A 19,087-nucleotide genomic window follows, 5' to 3' on the forward strand; every position below is an offset into this window, starting at 1 on the left:
GCCGTAGAAGAAGACAAGTTATGCAAGCGCAAGAAAAACAAGAAGCCCTTATCAAAGCCTTTAAAGCCATTTTAAAAGAAGAAAATTCTGGCTCACAAGGGGAAATTGTTGAAGCACTTAAAGAGCAAGGTTTCGACAATGTCAGTCAAAGTAAAGTATCTCGTATGCTCAGCAAATTTGGCGCCGTTCGTACCCGCAACGCCAAACAAGAAATGGTTTATTGCCTGCCTGCAGAAATGAGTGTACCCACGGCAAAAAGCCCACTGCGCCAGCTTGTGGTTGACATCATGCACAATGAAATGATGATCATTATTCGCACCAGCCCCGGAGCCGCGCAACTAATCGCTCGATTACTAGACTCACTAGGCACCGCAGATGGGGTATTGGGAACCATTGCTGGTGATGACACCATTTTTATCGCACCTGCGAAAATTTCGGAAATTGACGTTACCCTCGACAAAGTCAAAACTCTGTTTGATAACGTCTGATCCCGCAACCAATACGGGTTCGGATCACTCCGGCATTTTTGCCATCACGGTTAAAAACTCCAAGGATGGCGCGAAAAACGCGGAGCCCATGTCGGCACTGCTGTAATCCAAAATAGGATCGTAGCGCTGGCCCTCCCCTAGGCGACTTTGTAATACCTCTGCAAAGGCATCGCCTCGGGCACTGCAGCTCATATACAGGCTGCCTTGTTCAAAGACATCGCCAAAGGGCATGCTTTGATTCAGTAATAGAGGTTTACCCTGCTGATCTTTCAGTTCTGTTGCTTGCGCATGGTTAAACTCGCTCGGCTCGGACAGTAAGTCATTATCGAGGCGAGTTCGGCCCATCAGTTGCTCTTGCTCAGCGAGCGACAGCGCTTGCCAGCGCATTAAATCAAACTTAACTCGTTGAACGTGAATGTAGCTACCGAGGTGATCTGCGGCATTGGGGTTGTGCACCAAAGCGACTTCTCTTTTAGTACGTCCACGGGGAGTATCGGCGCCATAAATAAAGCCATTAAAGTCACGGCCATCTAAAAAACGAAAGGCTCGCACATGGGCCACCAGCTCCACCATACCATTAAGCATGTGTAGTACGCTTTGCGCAAAAATATGATTCACGTCTTCGCGATCGGAGCGAATAACATACAGTAAATCGAACGGCTGGCTATGCACCGCGTGCTCTGCTTGAGGGAAGTGGGGGAAACTGTGCAGGCCCTTAGGGATAAACTCAGGGTAAATGTGCGGCCAATATTGTGCACCAACGGCGACAAAGCTCGACAACATGGATTCCGAAAAGCGGTCTTCCAACTCCTCTTGTAAACGCCCACAATTGGCTAGCGCCGCGCGCAACGCTTCATCTTGCCCTTCGAGCACGTTGAAGAACAAATGCAAGCCGTGTAGGTTTGCTTCAGCACATACACCGGATTGGGCAAGCGCCATGCTCTACTCCCTGTTCTATTCATTTACTGTTAAGAAAAGAAATTTACAGCATGTGCCTTAATTTTTAAAGAGACAGGTTGATTTAAGTCCAGTGGATCGCTGGCAGGATGCGCCACTTCCAGCTCTTGTCCCTGAAGAGCAACACGATAAATGTACTCAGTACCCATAAAGCGCTGCTGTAAAATATCGACACCGCCTTGAGGGCTGTTTTCTAACGTGACGTGCTGTGGGCGTAAATACATTTCCCCTTTGGCATTATCATTTCCCAGCTCTATCAACGACTGCACCGCACCAAACTGGGTTTCTACCGCCGCGCCATTGACCCGCTGCGCTGGAATATAAATTCCCTGCCCTAAAAACTCTGCCACCATTTTGGTGTTAGGTCTTTGGAACAAGGTGCGCGGCTCTCCAACCTGAGCAATTTTTCCCTTGTCCATAATCGCTAAGCGATCGGCAAAAGCAAACGCCTCTTCTTTGGAGTGACTGACAAAAATGGCCGACACTGCTTGGTTTTTAATGATTTGACGAATTTCATTGATCAGCTGAAAACGAACCTGCGCATCAATATTTGAAAAAGGCTCATCGAGCAGCAATAAATTAGGCCGATAGGCTAACGCTCGAGCAATGGCAACGCGTTGCTGCTGGCCCCCTGATAACTCATGAGGATAGCGCGAGCCAAACTGCTCTAGCCTAACCAGTTCGAGCATTTCATTGACTCGCTGACGACGTTCTTGGTTGTTTTTTTGCGTTAACCCAAAGGCAATGTTTTGTGCCACAGTCAGGTGTGGAAACAGCGCATAGTCTTGAAACATCATGCCAATGTTGCGCTTTTGTGGCGGCACAAAGCCCCCTTCGCCATTCATTGCTTTACCTAGAATCTTCACAGAGCCTTGATGGGGTTCAATCAGCCCCGCTATTGCCTTAAGGGTGGTGGTTTTACCACAGCCACTGGCTCCAAGTAAGCAGACAATCTCGTTTTGCTCGACATTGAGGTTTAAGCCGTCAACCACAGGCTCACCATCGTAACGATATGAGAGATTTTCAAGCACTAAACTATGCATTTAACTACGCTGCTCCATAGAACGATTGACTACATACAGAGGGATGAGGCCCACCACCACAATAAACAAAGCCGACACCGATGCCAATTCTAACTGCTCGTCACTGACATACTGAAACACGTGTGTCGCCAGAGTTTCGTAATTAAATGGGCGCAATAATAAGGCCGCGGGGAGCTCTTTCATACACTCAATAAAAACCAGCAATGCAGCGGTGAGGATACCGCGCCTAAGTAAGGGCAAATGCACCCCTAGCATGGTTTTAAAGCGGCTACGGCCAAGAGAAAAGCTGGCCATGTCTAAACTTGGACTAATACGCTGATAGCTGGACTCAACCGCTCCTTGGGCGATGGCATAAAAACGCACGATGTAAGCAAACACCAATGCAAACAAGGTGCCGCTGAACAATAAACCCGGTTCAAAAGCCGTGCCTTCTAGCCAACTATTGAGCTTATCGTCAAGTAGCGTCAGTGGAATTAACACCGCAATGGCCAATACGGTGCCAGGTAACGCATACCCTGTACTGGCAAGTTTGCCTGGCATGGTGGTGCGCTTACCGCTACTAATTCGCTGATTAAACACCACCAGCATACTCATAATAATTAACACGAGACTGACCCAACAGGCTATTTTTAAACTTTGCCAAGCATAGAGGAAAAACGCATCATTCCACGCTTGGTCAAAATAACTCACGGCGTAGTCTGCTAATACCCAAGTTGGCACAATAAACGCCACCGTTAACACCAAACCACAAAAACCGCTGGCAAGCCAAGCAGAGGGACCTTTTAAATAATACAAGGTGGTGCTGTTAACGGTGTTTTGGCGTTCATGGACCACTTGCGTGGGGCGACTAAGGCGCTCTAAGGTCAGCGCTAAAAACAAAAATAGCAGCATGATCCCTGAGATTTTTGCCGCGGCAGTAAGTGAATAATACCCCAGCCAAGTATCATAGACCGCGGTTGTCAGGGTACTTACCGCAAAGTAATGCACCGTGGCAAAGTCTGCCATGCTTTCCATGCTAATTAACGCCAACCCCGCCACAATGGCACCACGAGATAAAGGCAAACTAACTTTAAAAAAGCTCGCTACTGGTGATTTACCCATTAACTGAGACGCTTGCACTAATTTAAACGACTGCTCTCTCAGCGCGGTTCTAAAAATCAAAAATAAGTAAGGATAGAGCACCAAAGCAATCATGGTAATGGCGCCAGCAAGCGTTCTTATATCGAAAAACCAATAGTCATCGGGAGACTGCCAACCAAACCAATCTCGCAGGGCAATTTGTACCGGCCCGGCATAATCCAGTAAGTCAGTATAAACATAAGCAATAAGGTAAGTGGGCATGGCCAATGGCAGCATCAGTGACCATTCAAAGAAACGCCGCCCAGGAAAGTCGCAATAAGCGGTTAGCCAACCCAGTGGTAACGCAATCAGCGCGCACAGCACACAGACGCCAAAGATTAGGATGACGGTATTGGCGACATAATCCCACAGGACGGTGTCCCAAAGGTGAGAAAATACTTCTGAGTCGGGTTGTAATGACTCAACAATAAGAAACATCAGCGGGACTGACAGGCCTAAACCTATCAGCCACGCAAAACTCTGCCATTTAGACAGTGGTAATGATAGTTGCATTAAAGGTCAAATTTTACCTCATCGATTAGCTTGAGTGCTAATGGACGGTATTTACTGATCTCTGACAATGGTAGGCTGTCTTCCTTAAACTCACCCCAAGATGCCACAAGTTCCGATAACTCGACGCCAGGTTTTACTGGGTACTCCATATTCGTCGACGCATACATGTTCTGCGCCTTATTGTCCGTCATAAACTCTATCAGTTTCAAGGCATTTTCAGTATTTTTAGCGTGCTTGGTCAAGACCACGCCAGATACGTTAACATGAGCACCACGATTTTGCTGGTTAGGGAAATTGATATTCACCGCTTCAGCCCAGGCTTTTTGCTGTTCATCTTGCATCATTTTGCCGTAGTAGTAGCTGTTACCAATGGCTAAATCGCACAGCCCTTCTTTAACCGCTTTCACTTGGGCGCGGTCATTACCTTGTGGTTTACGGGCAAGGTTTGCCTTAACGCCTTCAAGCCAGGTTTTGGTTTTTGCTTCACCGTGATGCGCAATCATAGAGGCGACCAAGCCAAGATTGTATGGGTGTTTACCCGAACGAGTACAAATTTTGCCACGATATTGCTCATCAGCGAGCGCTTCATAAGTCAGCGAATCCATTTCACCCAAACGCTCTTTTGATGAATAAACACTACGTACACGTTTAGTTAAGGCAACCCACTGCCCTTCTGGATCGCGAAACTTAGCAGGAACGTTATTATCAACAACATCACTGTCGATCTCTTGTGTTAGTCCTTCATCTTCAAGTTGGATCAAAGCGCTGAAGTTAGAAGTTAACACCAAGTCTGCACGACTGTGCTTTCCTTCACGCTTAACCCGTTCAATTAGGCCTTTTTTGGCAAACACCACATTGGTTTTAATGCCCGTTTGTTTAGTAAAGTCATCCAAAATAGGTTGAATTAAGAATGGCTGTCGAAAAGAGTAAATATTTACTTCGTCTGCAGCAACAGCAGGCAAACACGTAAGCGTGGCCAGTAAAGTGACAAGTGCTTTTTTCATGTAAACTCCATAGAGAAACAATAATTATTATCAACTAATTCTACCTATATTCTGACATTTTTACACCCTCAATCTTGAATAACTCCATTACCAGCTATTTATGAAGCTAACGCACCATACTTTCTTTTTTTTGGTTGAGGTGTATGATTAATAAACAGTAACTTAAAGTTTTCTCTAACTCAGAAACAAGGATGTAATATGAAGCTTTCAGGCGTTCTTTCACTAGTCAATCAAGTTGAAAAATCTAAGTTTATTAATGCAATAGATCGCATATGCAATGATGTTGTTAAGCACGACAATAAAATCGCTGCCCAGTTGGATAAACTGGACGGCCAGATAAAAAATGCTACAAGTACCGATATCACCCAGCTTTTCAAAATTGTACTCCCCTATTTTGAGAGATCTGTTCGCGAACAATTAGCTATGCTTGGAGCACAGGCTACCCTCCTAACCAATATACTCAGTCGAGATGGCAACTGTATCGCCAGAATAAACTGGGTAGAGTCGCTGTATGCTAAAGAGTGGGCATTAATTGATACACGTGCAAACGAGTTGAAATCAGAAATAGAAACTGTAGAAGATGGTGAGACTTTCACAGATGGAAAGCGTCTAGGAATTTACTATTCATGTTTGCAAGAAGCTTATTGCAACGATGAGCGAAGTAATCGAGAATCAAAGATCACTGACGATGAACGAGGCATCTTGAATGTACTGGCAAAAAAACTCGATGTAACAGCTGACGATCAAGCTGGCATTGAACACCTCATCGATATGATCCCTAAAAATGGCGTTCAGGATGCTCTCAATGAGCTTCGGGAGATTGGTCTAATTTTCGTGAGTAGAAAACGCCAAACAGTATATGTACCCGATGAGATAGTTAACCTTTTACACCGCCTGCAATCTAAAGAACTTGCTGACAAGCACTTATTAAGAATTTTGCGCACATTTAGTGATGCAGAGCTTTCTAATATTCTTAAAAACCATAGAAAGAAAATTCGTGGTATTGAACGTAAGCGGAAAATCCTGAACATAATGAAACTTGGCGTGCCTGTTACACAGATTCTTCAACAAGACTTGTACAATGAAGACACATCGCTGAATGATAGGAAAGAGCGTCTGAAGACTCTCATCCACGACTTAGACTTGGACTTGGACAAACTAGGCACAACTCTAGAAGAACGTTCATCTATAATTCTTCATTCTCTTAACATTTGTACCGAGCGTGAATTCAATGCACTGAGTGCAACGGGTTTTAAAGAGCTTTTTTCTGCTTTACAAAGCCACTTTCCTTCTTTATCAGATGTGCTGAAACACGAGTTTGAACTCGAACCTCAAGAAGAACTTGATGTTGAGAAACTTCGCGCATTAAGCATTACACCATATGACATTCTTTATATGCTTACCAATGAAGAAGTCAAAGCTGTTGTTGAGAGTATGGGCATTAAAAAACGTGGAAATCTTCGTCTAAATATTTTGAATAGCTTTGCAGATGCAACTGACAAACTGATAGACAATTATGAAGCGCTAGCCAAACGCAATCTTGCTCAACTAAAGGCTGACAACATCGAAATAGCGGAATCGGATATAGGTGTTAAATTCGAAGAAGTCACAAAAGCAATATTCGAGCAGCTTGGGCTTGCAGTCGACGAGGATCTGCGACGTTCAATCAATACATCTAAAGATAAAGCGGATGTGATCATATCGCTCAGCGAAGATGATGTTATTATTAGTGAAGCAAAGACCTGTAAGAACGGCGACTTTGCGAAATACTCGACAACATCACGTCAAGTTAAAGCCTACGCAAACCGCTGTGAGCAGGCAGGTAAACGCGTCGCTCAAGTACTAATAGTAGCTCCTTCCTTTTCCGATGACTTCGTTGAAAGCGCAGAAATGGATACCGAGGTAAACATTTCTTTATTGGAAGCTGACGGCCTAAAACGTATTCTGGATGCTTACAAGGCAAGAAGAAATCCAAAGTTTTCAGCGAAACTATTCACTAAAGGTGGGCTTTTAAAGTCTGAATTAATAGCAAAAAATATTTAACTTCAGAGAATTATGAGCATGGCTTTATGCTCCATTGAAAGACCGTACTAGGCACTTAAGTAGCAACAACTTTAGTGCCTCCTCCTAAATAACCCTGAAGCTAAAACGCATTTTAGGCAAAGTTATTGATCATTACTTCTTCTAATAGAGTACACGACGTCAAGAGTCGTTATGCTTGTGAGATATCTCTCACTTAGTTGACAGTTATTGAGTAAAATGTAGTGTAAATAACCAGCCAAAACCCCACAAAACACTGAAATATAATGACTTTTATTTTTTCTCTAACTCAGAAACAAAGTTAGATTACTTTTTGTACCCCGCATTTTTCTCTCTCCGGCATATACTTTATGTGTCTCATGAAGAGCACTACAGGACGATTGGAATTTGCTCAGGGTAGGAAAACCACTGGAATGGTTACCACAATGGATTGTTGGTTAATCAGAGCGAAGGCGCACATCACAAGGTGTGATGGCAATACAGGGTAAAGGTAGGCTCAAGCAGAGCCTTGGAACGCTTCAAGGGGAGAAGCCAATACGCTGATGGTTAGCGTTACTGTAATGGAATTACAGTTGGTTAAGGATGAAAAAGGACAGTACATAGGAGGTACTGGCAAACTTTAGGTACATGGATGTTCACTTGCCGCACCACTTTGTTTGCTGCAAAAAGCCAGCTTCACGTGGCTATAGGTGTCAATGGAATACTAAGTTGTACTTGGTTCTGGCACTGTGACTTGGGAAGTCACAAGTAAGGAAAAGCGAGCTTCTGGATGAGCTCAGAAGGTACAGGAATCCTAACGGACAACACAGCGGACGTAATAAGGTTTAATGGACACAGGGCTAGTTGCTCTTATTCGCAGAAACACAACACCAAGCGATACCATGGATGAGGACAAATTCAGGACGTTGATACCCTCAACTTTGCAGGATGCAGTTAGAAGATTCCGTTAGCGCGACTCACCTTGGTGGGTCGCGCTCTTCTTATGGCTTATAGCTTGCTTCGCTTGCCCTTTAAATAAGCGTCTCTAAAATCAATAAAATGAGCCGTTAGCTTTTCAGCAGCATCGTATTCCCCAGCTTCATCAAACAGCACGCACGCGACCTCAGCGGTGCCAAGTTGATGCTCATGTGGGGCAATTCTGAGCTTATAGTCAGACAGTTTTTGCGGTGCAATGGAAAGCACAGGAAAGCTATCTAAATAAGGGCTTTTACGAAACATCTTTTTCGCTTCACGCCAAGTGCCATCTAAAAAGATAAACAATGGCTTTTTCCCCTGCTGTGTAGGAACGCTTTTAACCACCCGCTGTGGTGCCACCCCTTGCTCAGGAAATACCACGATGGGGTTGTATTGTGGATCATTAAGCAGCGCGAGTAGTTCAGGATCGGGCTCGGTTCTGTCCCACCTAAAGGCGTGGTTATCAGGAATAACATCCGCAATTAAACGCCCAGTATTTGAAGGTTTAAAACTTTCGTTATGATACATAAGCAGGCAAACGCCACACTCTGTGTTAGCTGGCTCTACACCATCGCAAATACACAAGTGCGAGGCTAATAAACATTGCTCACACCTGGCCAACTTCGAGCCTCTGGCTTTATATTCTCGCTGTGCAGCCGCAATTTGCCGCTGCCGAAGTGCTAATACTGCGTTTTTCACTGTGATCCCCGCCTAAAAGTGCCGGCGTATTCTAATCAAGTGCCAAACAAGCGTCTACGTAAACTTTTACACTTTATCGCTTGTTGCCAGTCTTAACTAAGATACACTTTAGCTTAATTATTGAAGCACAATCAGAAAGTATGAATATCACCCCCTCACCAAGATTACGCTATCGCCTTTTAAATGCTGCGGATCAGTCATTGCTGGCTGATTTAGACAGTGATCCCGAAGTGATGAAATTCATTAATGGCGGCCACCCCCACTCAGAAACAGACATTAAGGAAACGTTTATTCCGCGTCTTGCGTGTTATATGAACCCAGACAAAGGCTGGGGCCTATGGGGCTGCTTTGATATTCATAGCTCGGCATTTTTAGGCTGGCTGCTGGTCAGGCCTATGGGCTTTTTCGACGCAACACGTAATGACAAAGATATTGAGCTGGGTTGGCGCTTTAAAAAGCAAACATGGGGCAAAGGGTTAGCCACCGAGGCTGCGGCTCATATCATGGCCCATTTGCGCGCTCATAACCCAGAAATTGAGCAGTTTAGCGCCATCGCTATGCCAAGCAATAAAGCCTCAATTAAAGTGATGACTAAACTCGGCATGGAGTTTGTTAAACAAGGGGTGCATTACGACCCCTTAGGTGATTTGGATGTGGTGTACTACACCTTGCAAGTTAAGTAAGGTTGTTACCACCTGCTTTTAACTTTGTACACCACACACTTTCAGCTAGGCCAGCAAAGGGGGGTGTTATGATGTTCCTTTACGACGCAGTGGTTCAGCGTACATACTAAGAACCAGCTGTTGCAGCTCTTCTGGCACTGACTCCAACTTAGAGATAAAGTCCTCTTTATCTTTAGGACTTACTTGCTCGTCATCTCCTGCGGCAAGGTGGTTGGTGGAGTGCAAATAGTAAAGCGCTAAAATTTGTTTATCGATCACCTCGGCCAACTCGTCTGGATTGGCTACGTCTGCGGTAATAGGATCGCCAAAAGCCACGTGAACATGTCCTTTGTCACTGCTAAAGCCCTCAACAATACTGGCAATATCCTCACCTTGGGCTTTGACGTATTCACCATACTGTTTTTTATGGTAAAGCTCTTTTGCTTTGGAAATAGCACAGGGTTCGTATTGATACGAAATGGCCACTGGCACTATCTTCAACTGCTTAATGTACTGGGCAAAGTCAAGCTTCTGTTTACGACCATGCAGTTGCAGCATTTTTAATAGCGCAGGATCGGTTTGGTCTACACCATCTTTCGCCCGCCCTTCTTTTTGCGCAATCCAAATTGAGTTGCCTTCAGATAGCGAATCATAAATATATGCTGAGAGCTGGCTAAGGGCTTTTAACATTTCTTTTGGTGCCTTTGCCGAACGCTTCACAATAAAGCTTTTATTGAGGCGCATTAGCTCTGTGATATAGGGCACTTGCAACAAGTTATCTCCAATGGCAATACGTACCGTGCGCATATCCTGCTGATGCAGTCCCCAATTCACTAAAGCGGGGTCAAGGACAATATCGCGGTGGTTTGAGATAAACAAATAAGAGGTGTCAGAGTCGAGCGTCTCTAAACCAGAATAAGTCACTTTGCTGGTGGTTTTATCAATCAGGATCTGTAAGTAGTGGGCAACTTCCTGTTGTACTTGCTCGATAGTTGATACCTCACCCCACTTCTTCTTGAGCTTCATTCTCACCAGCGGACGTGCAATGGCAGGCCAAGTACTCAACCACTTTGGGAGATTGTATTTGGCAATGACATCAATAAACTGATTATCAGCCATTAAGCGAGCTAATGCCGGTGCAACTTCATCATCATTATAGGGTCTTATATCAGCGTACTTATCCACTCTTACTTCTCAAATTGTCGGATTATTGAATACTGGCAGGCATTCTATCGCGCAACATAAAGCCGCGCTAAGCATTTCAGCTCTGACCACCTAAATAAGCGATAGCCTTGGAACATAAAATGCTTGTCAATGGCCTGTTGATGGTACTAAGAAAGTACCATAATTCATTATCTTCTAACAACTTTACCTAAATTGAGTATAGCCAAGCGAAGTAGCAATGCAGCTAGCAACAGCCCCATGGCTAACGTTAACCAAGCTGGCAAGAGCTGATGCTCTTCACCAATCATGGGCGTTACCACAAAGCCGAAGCGTTCGACTAAAAAGTCGGTGATAAAACCAAACAGCACTGCGACGGCAATCACACCGGTTAAGTAAGCCAACACCGCTCGTTGTCCCAACTCTTTACCAACAACGCCAATGGTTGCAATATTGGTAGCTGGTCCTGCCAACATAAATACCAGCACGGCGCCAGGGGATACCCCTGCTAGCAACAACCCTGCCGCGATGGGAGTTGACGCCGTAGCGCAGATGTACATCGGAATACTAATGAGGATCATCGCGGTCATCGCCAGAATGCCACTGCCCCATTGCGATAAAAATGACTCGGGTACAAAGGTTTGCACCAAAGCGGCAAAGAATAAACCGATTAACAACCACACCGCCGTGTCGGATAGCAGCTTGTTACAGCTAAACGTAAGCGCCGCAGTGAGTTTCGTAATGAGGCCGTTGGCCTCACTGGGGCTTTTACTTTCGCAGCAGCTGCTTTGGCTCGAAGTATCACTACTGCTGCCACAGGACACCGCTGCTTGACTTTGCGTTGCACAGCATGAGGCGGTGTCACTCGCCGTTGCCTCAATACCACTGGACGGCGTCTGCGCGGTAGTATTGGTATCGCAACACGAGCTGGCTTGTGGTATAGCAGCGCCACCAGCGCAGCAACTTACTTGCGGCTCCACAACTGCTGATGATGACAAGACCTGCTTTTCTCTACCTACTAATACTCCAGCGGTAATTGCGCTGCATATTGCAGCTATGGGCCGGATAACCGCCATAAATGGTCCCAGCAGAACATAAGAAACCGATATCGAGTCGACTCCCGTTTCAGGAGTAGAGACTAAAAAGGCCGTAGTGGCACTTTTTGAGCCACCAGCTCGCCTAAGTCCAACGGCGGCAGGTATTACTCCACAAGAGCACAATGGCATGGGTGCGCCGATCAAGGCAGCTTTGACTGTGGTCCAAAACCCCTCTTGTCCTAAGTGTCGCTGAAGTAGATCTTTGGGAATAAACACATTGAGCAACCCTGCCAATATTAACCCCAGTAATAACCAAGGTGCTGATACTAAAAATAGTTGCCAGAAGTTTAGCAATAACTCACTCATCAAGGGCCTCCAAGGCAGTTAAAATGGAACAGCTGACCGCCGGTTCTTCGCCACCACAACATTGCTGTGCCAGAGTTGAAAGTGATTGTTCAAACTTTGTCAGCTCAGCAATCCGCGCTCTCACTTGATCACGCTTGGCAATTGTCAACGCTTTCACTTCCTCACAGCTGTGCTGTTGTTTTTGAAATTGAATTTTAAGTAAATCTTGTATTTCTTTGAGGCTAAAGCCAACCTCTTTAGCGCGTAGAATAAAGCGCATCTGCTTTTCACTTTGTTCGTCATACAAGCGATAACCGGAAGCGCTTCGGCTTTGCGGCTGTAATAACTGATTGGCCTCATAATACCGCAAAGTATCGGTAGACACGCCTAAGCGTTTTGCCAACTCACCTATTTTAATCACTTTACACCTCCGGTTTGGTAAGAATATCCTAGTCAACGATGATAGTATAAACCTTAGAGTTAACTCTAAAGTCAAGTAAAGGACAGGTATAATGCAAATTGTGGTACTCGATGCCAAAACCCTAGCAGGCACAGATCTTAGCGCACTTTCTCAGCTTGGAGAGATCACTGTGTATCAAACGACTAACAGCGAGCAACTGCTGGAGCGATGTCAGCACGCAGAAGTGATTGTTACCAATAAGGTTAAGCTAGATGCCACGTCATTAGCGCAACTTGCCAAGCTTAAGCTAATTTGTGTGGCCGCGACAGGCGTCAATAACGTCGATTTGGATGCCGCCAAAGCGCAACAAGTTGCCGTTACCAATGTTGCTGGGTATTCCACGCCATCGGTGGTTCAGCATACTTTTACTATGTTGGGTAACCTACTTACTAATATTCACCGCTACCAGCAAGACTGCCAAGCGGGACGCTGGCAGCAAAGCGATATCTTTTGTCGTTTAGATTACCCCATTGCCGAAATACATAACAAAAATTTTGTTATTGTTGGCTATGGTGCGCTGGGTCAAGCCGTTGCTCGCGTTGCCGACGCCTTTGGTGCCAATGTCATTATCGCAGAGCGCAAAGGGGCCACTGAAGTGCGTTCTGGACGCCAAGCGTTTACACAAGCATTAGCTAAAGCTGATATTGTTTCAGTGCACTGTCCATTGACCAGTGAAACCAACGACCTAATTGCAGCCGACACCTTAGCACTTATTCCAGAGTCCGCCGTGATCATAAATACGGCTCGCGGTGGCATCATTAATGAATACGACCTGGCTCAAGCATTACAACAAGGCCAAATCGCTGGTGCCGCCGTCGATGTGCTTTCGCAAGAGCCGGCACAGCCAGACAATCCATTGCTGCAGTATCAAGGTGACAATTTACTATTAACACCGCACACCGCCTGGGCAAGCCAAGAAGCCATTATCCGCTTGGTCAATGAAATTGCCGCTAATATTCGGGCGTTTAAGCAAGGCGAGCAGCGTAACCGAGTTGCCTAAAGTACATTAGCGAAACTCCTCAACTTGTTGATGAATTTCGCTAATAGTTAGTGGAAAAATAAATTCAACCAGCAAACAAAATAACTAAACCCATGTTTTTTAAAGGATTTAAATTTTTGGCAAACTCTTTGCTGTAAACTCAATAACGAAATCATTTCCCCACTCATGGGGTGGGTCATTTACAAAGGAAATAACAATGAAAAAAGTATTACTCATTGCTGCGCTAAGCTCCACACTTCTATCAGGTTGCATTGTGGCTGTGTCTGATGGCGAGGTTGATCATGGCTGGGCATCAGACTACAACTCATCAAGCTGGCAGCATCAACAAAAACAAAACCGTGAGAAAATTTCTGAACTTGAAGTGGGCGCTGACTTTAAAACGGTGAAAGAGCTGTTTAAGACACCAAACTTTACTGAGCTGGTAAGCAAAGACGGTGACAGTTACCAGGTTTTATACTATGCCACAAATAGCAAGCACTCTGATGGTAAAGTAACCAAAGACGAATGTACGCCGCTAGTATTTAAAAACCAAAAACTGATTGGCTACGGCGACAATGCCCTCGCTCAAATTAAATAACAGCGCTCACTTTGCTGCGGGGTGCCAGTTAACTTAGCATCCCGCTATTTTGCTCAAGGGCAGCAATAAACAATGGCAGTTGTTGCGCTTGTGCTTTTGCCAGCGCGCTGTCTGCCGTAGCAACTAGCTTTTCCAGCGTATGACCAGCATGCTCATTTACATGCACAACCCCAATACTGACACTCACATGGGCACAAATCGGCGAAGTTTGGTGCGGCACCGCTAACTCAGCTACCGCAGCTTGTAGCGCTTGCGCCAACCCTTTTAGCTTTGTGACGTCGACATGAGACAGCACCAGCGCAAACCGCGTGCCATCAAAGCGACCTATGGTTACATCCCACTGTTTTGCTTCATACTCTAAAGCTCTAGCCACTTTAAATAAGCACTCATCACCTTGCATATAACCATAGTGCTCATTGTATTTCTTAAAATAATCCACCTCCACCAGCATCACCGCAAAACTACTCTGCTGTGCTTGAGCCTGTTGCAAAACCAGATGCATCTGCTCATCAAGATAACGGCGATTCGGCAGTTCGGTGAGACCGTCAACGGCAGCGAGCTTTTCTAATAAGTCATTTTTCTTTTTTATAGCCAGATGGTTTTTAATTCGCGCTTTAATCACCAAGGGGTTAAATGGCTTCGTAATATAATCAACCGCGCCCAGTTGTAAGCCTCGAGCCTCATCTTTAAAGCTCACACTTGAGGAGATCACAATCACTGGAATACTGTAAGTTACCGGGTCTTTTTTGAGTATTTCAAGAACGGTAAAACCATCCCCCTCGGTAATAAGCACACCTAATATCACCAGATCAATACTGTGCTGCTGCAATATACTAAGATCAAGCTCTTGAGCAGTAGAAAAGCAAAGCTGATAGTCTTCACCTAGGGTGTTTTTTAACACCATAGTGTTGATTGGGTCATCGTCGATAATTAAGATATTTTCAACTGGCTGCATCTTCAACGGCTACCTTTTTTAGCTCGATGAAGCACATAACTTGAGATAATGCCTTTTCTAGTTCAGCAAGCTCTGTGCGACTCGTTATTATTGTTAGTGTTTTACTGCGTGATTCTAAGTCTTTGGCGGCTTTTGCGAGGCGTTTAAAGCCAAGCCCGGCTGCGGCTCCTTTAATACCATGAGCCAACTCGAATAGCGCTTCCCCCTGCTCCACAGCAGCGAGTTTATCTAGATACTCTCGGCAAAGCTTAGCAAACTTATCTAGCATTGTTTGTAAGAAGCGCTCATTTTGCATCATTTGTGACAAGGCAAATTCATAATCAAAAAAAGGCTCCAGGTTGATGACTTCTTCGCTTAATTCTGCTGCTAACGCTTTGCATGCCTGTTCCCCATTAATGGGTTTGACTAAGTAGTCATTCATGCCCACTTCCATGGCTTTATTTTTTTCTTCTTTGCTGACATTGGCCGTCAGGGCAATGATAGGGAGCTGCTGTGCTGTCCAGCGCTGGCGTAACGACTGTGTCGCTTGATAGCCATCAATGTCTGGCATGTGAATATCCATTAACACAATATCGGGATGCAGGGTCTCGCACACTGAATTCAGTTGCTCGGCAGAAGACAGCCCCACCGTAGTAATGCCGTTATGCGCCAGCATGTTTTCACTAATATCTAAATTAAGTCGGTTATCATCAACAATTAAACATAAAATCCCTGCAACCTGAGCACAGCCTTGCTCAGCCGTTTGCGTCATATGACCATATTCAGCTAACCAAGTATAAGCGGCTTGGTAAAACACGGCTTGATTTAGCACAATGTTGTTGCTCTGCTCAAGCAGCTCGTTATCACCATGAAGCACAATGGCTGAACTGGCTAAATTGGCGTTGGCGACTTGCTCAGTCAATGATGGCGGCACCACCAAAATGGGTTTTTCTAATTTTCGCGGTCGTTGTTGCCACTCTGATAACGAGACAGTGGCAGCAATACCGGAAAAATAACTCGGAAGCGGCTCATCACTGAGCAAACAAAACACGTCTTTTTTCGGCTCCACTAATGGGCATGCGCCCTTATCCAGTTGCAGCTCAAAATAGAAACAGCTGCCCTGCTCTGGGGTGGAGTCTACTTGAATTTCACCGCCAAGTAGTGCCACTTCTTGTTTCACAATGGCCAGCCCTAAGCCGATCCCTTCATGTTTTCGAGTAAAGCTTTCATCCCCCTGAGTAAAGGCATCAAATAAGTGCTCTATTTGCTCGGCTTTGATCCCCACTCCGGTGTCCCATACGGCAAACTTAAGGGTCTGCTTGGCCGTTTCATCATTAACTTGAGTAATCGTTAAACCAACGGTCCCTTTGCCTGTGTATTTCACGGCATTACTCAGTAAGTTAACTAAGATCTGTTTAATTTTATCCTCATCACTATAAAGGTAAGGCCAAACTTCAGGGTCCACCGTCATTGCAAAGGTTAAGCCTTTTTGTAAACACAAGGGTTTGATCAGTGACTCTATGGCATTGAGTGCTTGGCTGGTTTGAAAGGTTTCATGGACAATGGTGCCCTGATGGCTCTCTACCTTGGCAAATTCTAAAATACTATTGAGCATGGTCAGCAACTCGGTGGCGGCACCAGAAAGCTGAGTGAGCTTTTGTTGCTGCAGCTTACTCAGCGAGTCACTCTGGATCATATCCGCCAATCCCAAAATAGCGTTAATGGGGGTGCGAATTTCATGACTAATATTGGCAATAAAGCGGCTTTTTGCCAGTGTCGCACGCTCCGCCTCTTGCTTAGCCAACAGTAAACTGGTGATGTTTTGGATATGCATCACGTAGTATTTAGGCTGCTGGTCGTTATCCCAAACCAAAGAAATACTCAGCTGTAGCCAGTTATACTCTCCCGATTGCGCCACCGTATAATTAGCTACCTTTTTCTTCTCACCCAGTAAGTCGGTTAATATCGCTTGCAAAGCATGCCAGTTTTGCTCATCAAACAGTCTATCTAGTCGGCGCTCTCCGCAGTCTTTAGTCAGTGACAAAAAGCGTTTAGCAGCCTTGTTCATTTCCAAGATTTTGCCGTCAATTGCAGCCAAAATAACCCCGTTCGGCGCAAACTCTGTCGCAGCTCTAAAGTTCTCCTCCGAGTCTCGCAAAGCATTGTATGCGTCTTGTGCCGCGGTGACATCACGTGCCACTCCCAAGCACCCTAACAGCTTATTATTTTCTGATTTTAGTGGCGTTGTGGTTAAATAAAAGGCTCGAGCGCCAAGCTCAAAGTTAGTCGCAACTTGTTCTTGACGCTCTGCCATTAATGCCTCTTGTTGCAAAAAAACGCTGAGCCCAGAGGTGACCTCAGGTTGCGTACGGGCGACAAGCTCGGCCTTTTTTACCCCCATAAATTGCTCAAAAGCCAAATTACAACCAATAAATGAGCCATCAATGTTTTTAAAATAAATGATGTCGGGAACGGTATCGAGTACGGCATTGAGCAAGGCCGCCTGCCGCTCTTTTGCCTCATAGCTTTGCTTCAGTGCTTGTTGTTTGCGTTTTACTTCGTCATCTAATTCTTGATTGTGTTTTTTCAGCGCTTGCATCAACCGCGACTTTTGCTCCACCACTTGCTTCACTTGCACAAACCAGGGTTGCCAATCTTGTGGAATGGGATATTCCAAAGTCTTTTTCGGTGCATGCTCTTGCAACGACAGGTAATTGACGAAATGCTTCAGTGGTCGCACAAAAATTTGCCCACTAAGCCAAACTATCATGGTAAACGTAAATAGAATAAAAAATAACAATAGCCCCAACTCTAGCAACACTTCCCGTTGAATGGGCGCAGCAAACTGGGCGTAGCTTTCATGGTAGTTCAAACTGATGGGTTCTTTTGCCGGTTTGGCGAAAAAGTGCAAGCCATGCTGCCACGGCACTGCTGAACTTAAAGTATTGTCGTTATTGTGCTGGTAATCCTGGCCGGCGATCAGTTCACCACTTTGGTTTCTAAGCTCCATGACACCATCTAATGAACCAATGTTTTGTAGCCATAAATCAATGATATTACTGCTGTAAATCATCAAAATATGACTGTCATCCAAAGACGATATTTTCTTTCCTAAAGCAAACAGTTGCTGGTCAAATAGTTCTACAGGTGAGCCAACTACAATATCGCCACGACTAAAATCGGGCTTAAAGCGCCCCTGTATTAGCTGGGTAATAAAATGACTACTGGTGGTATCGCGACGTTTAACAAAGGTAAAGCCCTGATCGTTCACATAAGCGATGGCATACAAGCCACCTTGCAGCGCTAAAGCGGCATCAAAAGCCGTATTCAGTGAAAGAACCGTTTGCCACTGCTTAGTGGCGAAGAGTGCTTCCGAGACTTGACCTTGACCGACAATTTCTCCCCCGTTGCTTGGGAGTTGGTGATAAAAATGTTGCGGGCGCTGCTCAATATCGTCCAGCCAATGGGGCGGCCGTTGAAATGAAATGGGTCTGGCTAGGTTAACAGCAATGCTATCTAGCACCGTATGTGCAGCATAAAACTCTTGTTTAAGTTGCTGACTAACGTACTCATACTGACCAAAGCGAATATTGTATTGCTGTTCTAATTTAATTTGATAGAGATGGTAAGCGAGTATAAGAACCAACAGAATAGGAATAACAACAGCGACTAAAATGCCCTTGCGGTAACTTTTTAGCGGTAAAAACTCTTTTGTCGCATCCATGAAGTGGCTCGTTCCCATTTTTTACTATTTGTAAATAAAGGGTAACGAGCCAACTCATTCAAGGCAAGTTATAAATTCTCTTCAGCAAAACTTGCCAGCCTACTTCTGACGACTCCATTTAAGTTAATCGTGGCACTGCCTTCAAAATGTTTAAAACGCTCAACAATATAAGTTAAACCAGAGGTCACTGGGGTTAAATAGTTACTGTCTATTTGCGCCAAGTTACCGGTACAAATTAACTTAGTGCCTTCACCACAGCGGGTAATAATGGTCTTCAGTTGCGATGCGGTTAAGTTTTGGCTTTCATCTAAAATTACCCCCGAATTGATATAATACTATCATACCCTTAATAAACTTGAACAAAAAAGTT

Annotated in this window: 15 protein-coding genes and 1 pseudogene; 5 read left to right on the forward strand and 11 right to left on the reverse strand. The window is 45.0% G+C overall.

The window, feature by feature from the left end; translation table 11 throughout:
* The first annotated feature begins 20 nt into the window (after window positions 1–20).
* Entirely contained in the window at window positions 21–488 is a 468-nt protein-coding gene (argR, locus tag ACNKW2_RS04115; RefSeq protein ID WP_336569035.1) for a transcriptional regulator ArgR, read from the forward strand.
* A gap of 24 nt (window positions 489–512) precedes the next feature.
* On the opposite strand, the gene ACNKW2_RS04120 is transcribed toward argR, so the two are convergent.
* From ACNKW2_RS04120 to ACNKW2_RS04135, 4 genes are read right to left on the reverse strand one after another with little or no spacing between them, the layout of a single operon-like run.
* Complete coding sequence (locus tag ACNKW2_RS04120) at window positions 513–1,427, reverse strand: Dyp-type peroxidase (RefSeq protein ID WP_336569033.1); 915 nt, start codon at window positions 1,425–1,427, stop codon at window positions 513–515.
* Between the two features lie 29 nt (window positions 1,428–1,456).
* Entirely contained in the window at window positions 1,457–2,488 is a 1,032-nt protein-coding gene (locus ACNKW2_RS04125) for an ABC transporter ATP-binding protein (RefSeq protein ID WP_419147395.1), read from the reverse strand.
* Window positions 2,489–4,120 (reverse strand): ABC transporter permease, encoded by a 1,632-nt coding sequence (locus ACNKW2_RS04130; RefSeq protein ID WP_419147396.1) that lies wholly within the window; start codon window positions 4,118–4,120, stop codon window positions 2,489–2,491.
* The gene (locus ACNKW2_RS04135; protein WP_419147397.1) at window positions 4,120–5,124 is read right to left on the reverse strand and encodes a Fe(3+) ABC transporter substrate-binding protein; all 1,005 of its coding nucleotides are present in this window, start codon (window positions 5,122–5,124) and stop codon (window positions 4,120–4,122) included. The genes ACNKW2_RS04130 and ACNKW2_RS04135 overlap by 1 nt, the downstream gene beginning before the upstream one ends.
* Window positions 5,125–5,322: 198 nt before the next feature.
* Between ACNKW2_RS04135 and ACNKW2_RS04140 the strand changes: the two genes are divergently transcribed.
* Window positions 5,323–7,167 (forward strand): hypothetical protein, encoded by a 1,845-nt coding sequence (locus ACNKW2_RS04140; RefSeq protein ID WP_419147398.1) that lies wholly within the window; start codon window positions 5,323–5,325, stop codon window positions 7,165–7,167.
* A 984-nt stretch (window positions 7,168–8,151) separates the two neighbouring features.
* On the opposite strand, the gene ACNKW2_RS04145 is transcribed toward ACNKW2_RS04140, so the two are convergent.
* Complete coding sequence (locus ACNKW2_RS04145) at window positions 8,152–8,817, reverse strand: tRNA-uridine aminocarboxypropyltransferase (RefSeq protein WP_419147399.1); 666 nt, start codon at window positions 8,815–8,817, stop codon at window positions 8,152–8,154.
* Between the two features lie 140 nt (window positions 8,818–8,957).
* On the opposite strand from ACNKW2_RS04145, the gene ACNKW2_RS04150 reads away from it, so the two are divergent.
* Window positions 8,958–9,500: a GNAT family N-acetyltransferase gene (locus tag ACNKW2_RS04150; protein WP_419147400.1), complete on the forward strand. Its 543-nt coding sequence runs from the start codon at window positions 8,958–8,960 to the stop codon at window positions 9,498–9,500.
* Between the two features lie 66 nt (window positions 9,501–9,566).
* On the opposite strand, the gene ACNKW2_RS04155 is transcribed toward ACNKW2_RS04150, so the two are convergent.
* The 3 genes from ACNKW2_RS04155 to zntR form a co-directional block, all read right to left on the reverse strand.
* Window positions 9,567–10,664: a lysophospholipid acyltransferase family protein gene (locus ACNKW2_RS04155; protein WP_419147401.1), complete on the reverse strand. Its 1,098-nt coding sequence runs from the start codon at window positions 10,662–10,664 to the stop codon at window positions 9,567–9,569.
* Window positions 10,665–10,831: 167 nt separating this feature from the next.
* Window positions 10,832–12,043: an SO_0444 family Cu/Zn efflux transporter gene (locus ACNKW2_RS04160; RefSeq protein WP_419147402.1), complete on the reverse strand. Its 1,212-nt coding sequence runs from the start codon at window positions 12,041–12,043 to the stop codon at window positions 10,832–10,834.
* A complete protein-coding gene (gene zntR, locus ACNKW2_RS04165) occupies window positions 12,036–12,443 on the reverse strand; it encodes a Zn(2+)-responsive transcriptional regulator (protein WP_336569024.1) in 408 nt (135 codons plus the stop codon). Before zntR ends, ACNKW2_RS04160 begins: the two co-directional genes overlap by 8 nt.
* Before the next feature lie 91 nt (window positions 12,444–12,534).
* Between zntR and ACNKW2_RS04170 the strand changes: the two genes are divergently transcribed.
* Window positions 12,535–13,482: a D-2-hydroxyacid dehydrogenase gene (locus ACNKW2_RS04170; protein ID WP_336569022.1), complete on the forward strand. Its 948-nt coding sequence runs from the start codon at window positions 12,535–12,537 to the stop codon at window positions 13,480–13,482.
* A 196-nt stretch (window positions 13,483–13,678) separates the two neighbouring features.
* Window positions 13,679–14,059 carry a DUF3192 domain-containing protein gene (locus ACNKW2_RS04175; RefSeq protein WP_336569020.1) on the forward strand — a complete coding sequence of 127 codons (381 nt, stop codon included), beginning with the start codon at window positions 13,679–13,681 and terminating at the stop codon, window positions 14,057–14,059.
* A gap of 28 nt (window positions 14,060–14,087) precedes the next feature.
* Here the strand turns inward: ACNKW2_RS04175 and ACNKW2_RS04180 are convergent, their stop codons facing one another.
* From ACNKW2_RS04180 to ACNKW2_RS04190, 3 genes and pseudogenes are all read right to left on the reverse strand, one after another.
* Window positions 14,088–15,014, reverse strand: coding sequence for a diguanylate cyclase domain-containing protein (locus tag ACNKW2_RS04180; RefSeq protein WP_419147403.1), 927 nt, complete (start codon window positions 15,012–15,014; stop codon window positions 14,088–14,090).
* Entirely contained in the window at window positions 15,001–18,717 is a 3,717-nt protein-coding gene (locus ACNKW2_RS04185) for a PAS domain-containing sensor histidine kinase (RefSeq protein WP_419147404.1), read from the reverse strand. The genes ACNKW2_RS04180 and ACNKW2_RS04185 overlap by 14 nt, the downstream gene beginning before the upstream one ends.
* Window positions 18,718–18,785: 68 nt before the next feature.
* Window positions 18,786–19,043 (reverse strand): annotated as a pseudogene (locus ACNKW2_RS04190) (PhoH family protein); the annotation flags it as partial.
* Window positions 19,044–19,087: the final 44 nt, after the last annotated feature.

Source organism: Pseudoalteromonas 'SMAR' (assembly GCF_048515945.1).
Taxonomy (GTDB): domain Bacteria; phylum Pseudomonadota; class Gammaproteobacteria; order Enterobacterales; family Alteromonadaceae; genus Pseudoalteromonas.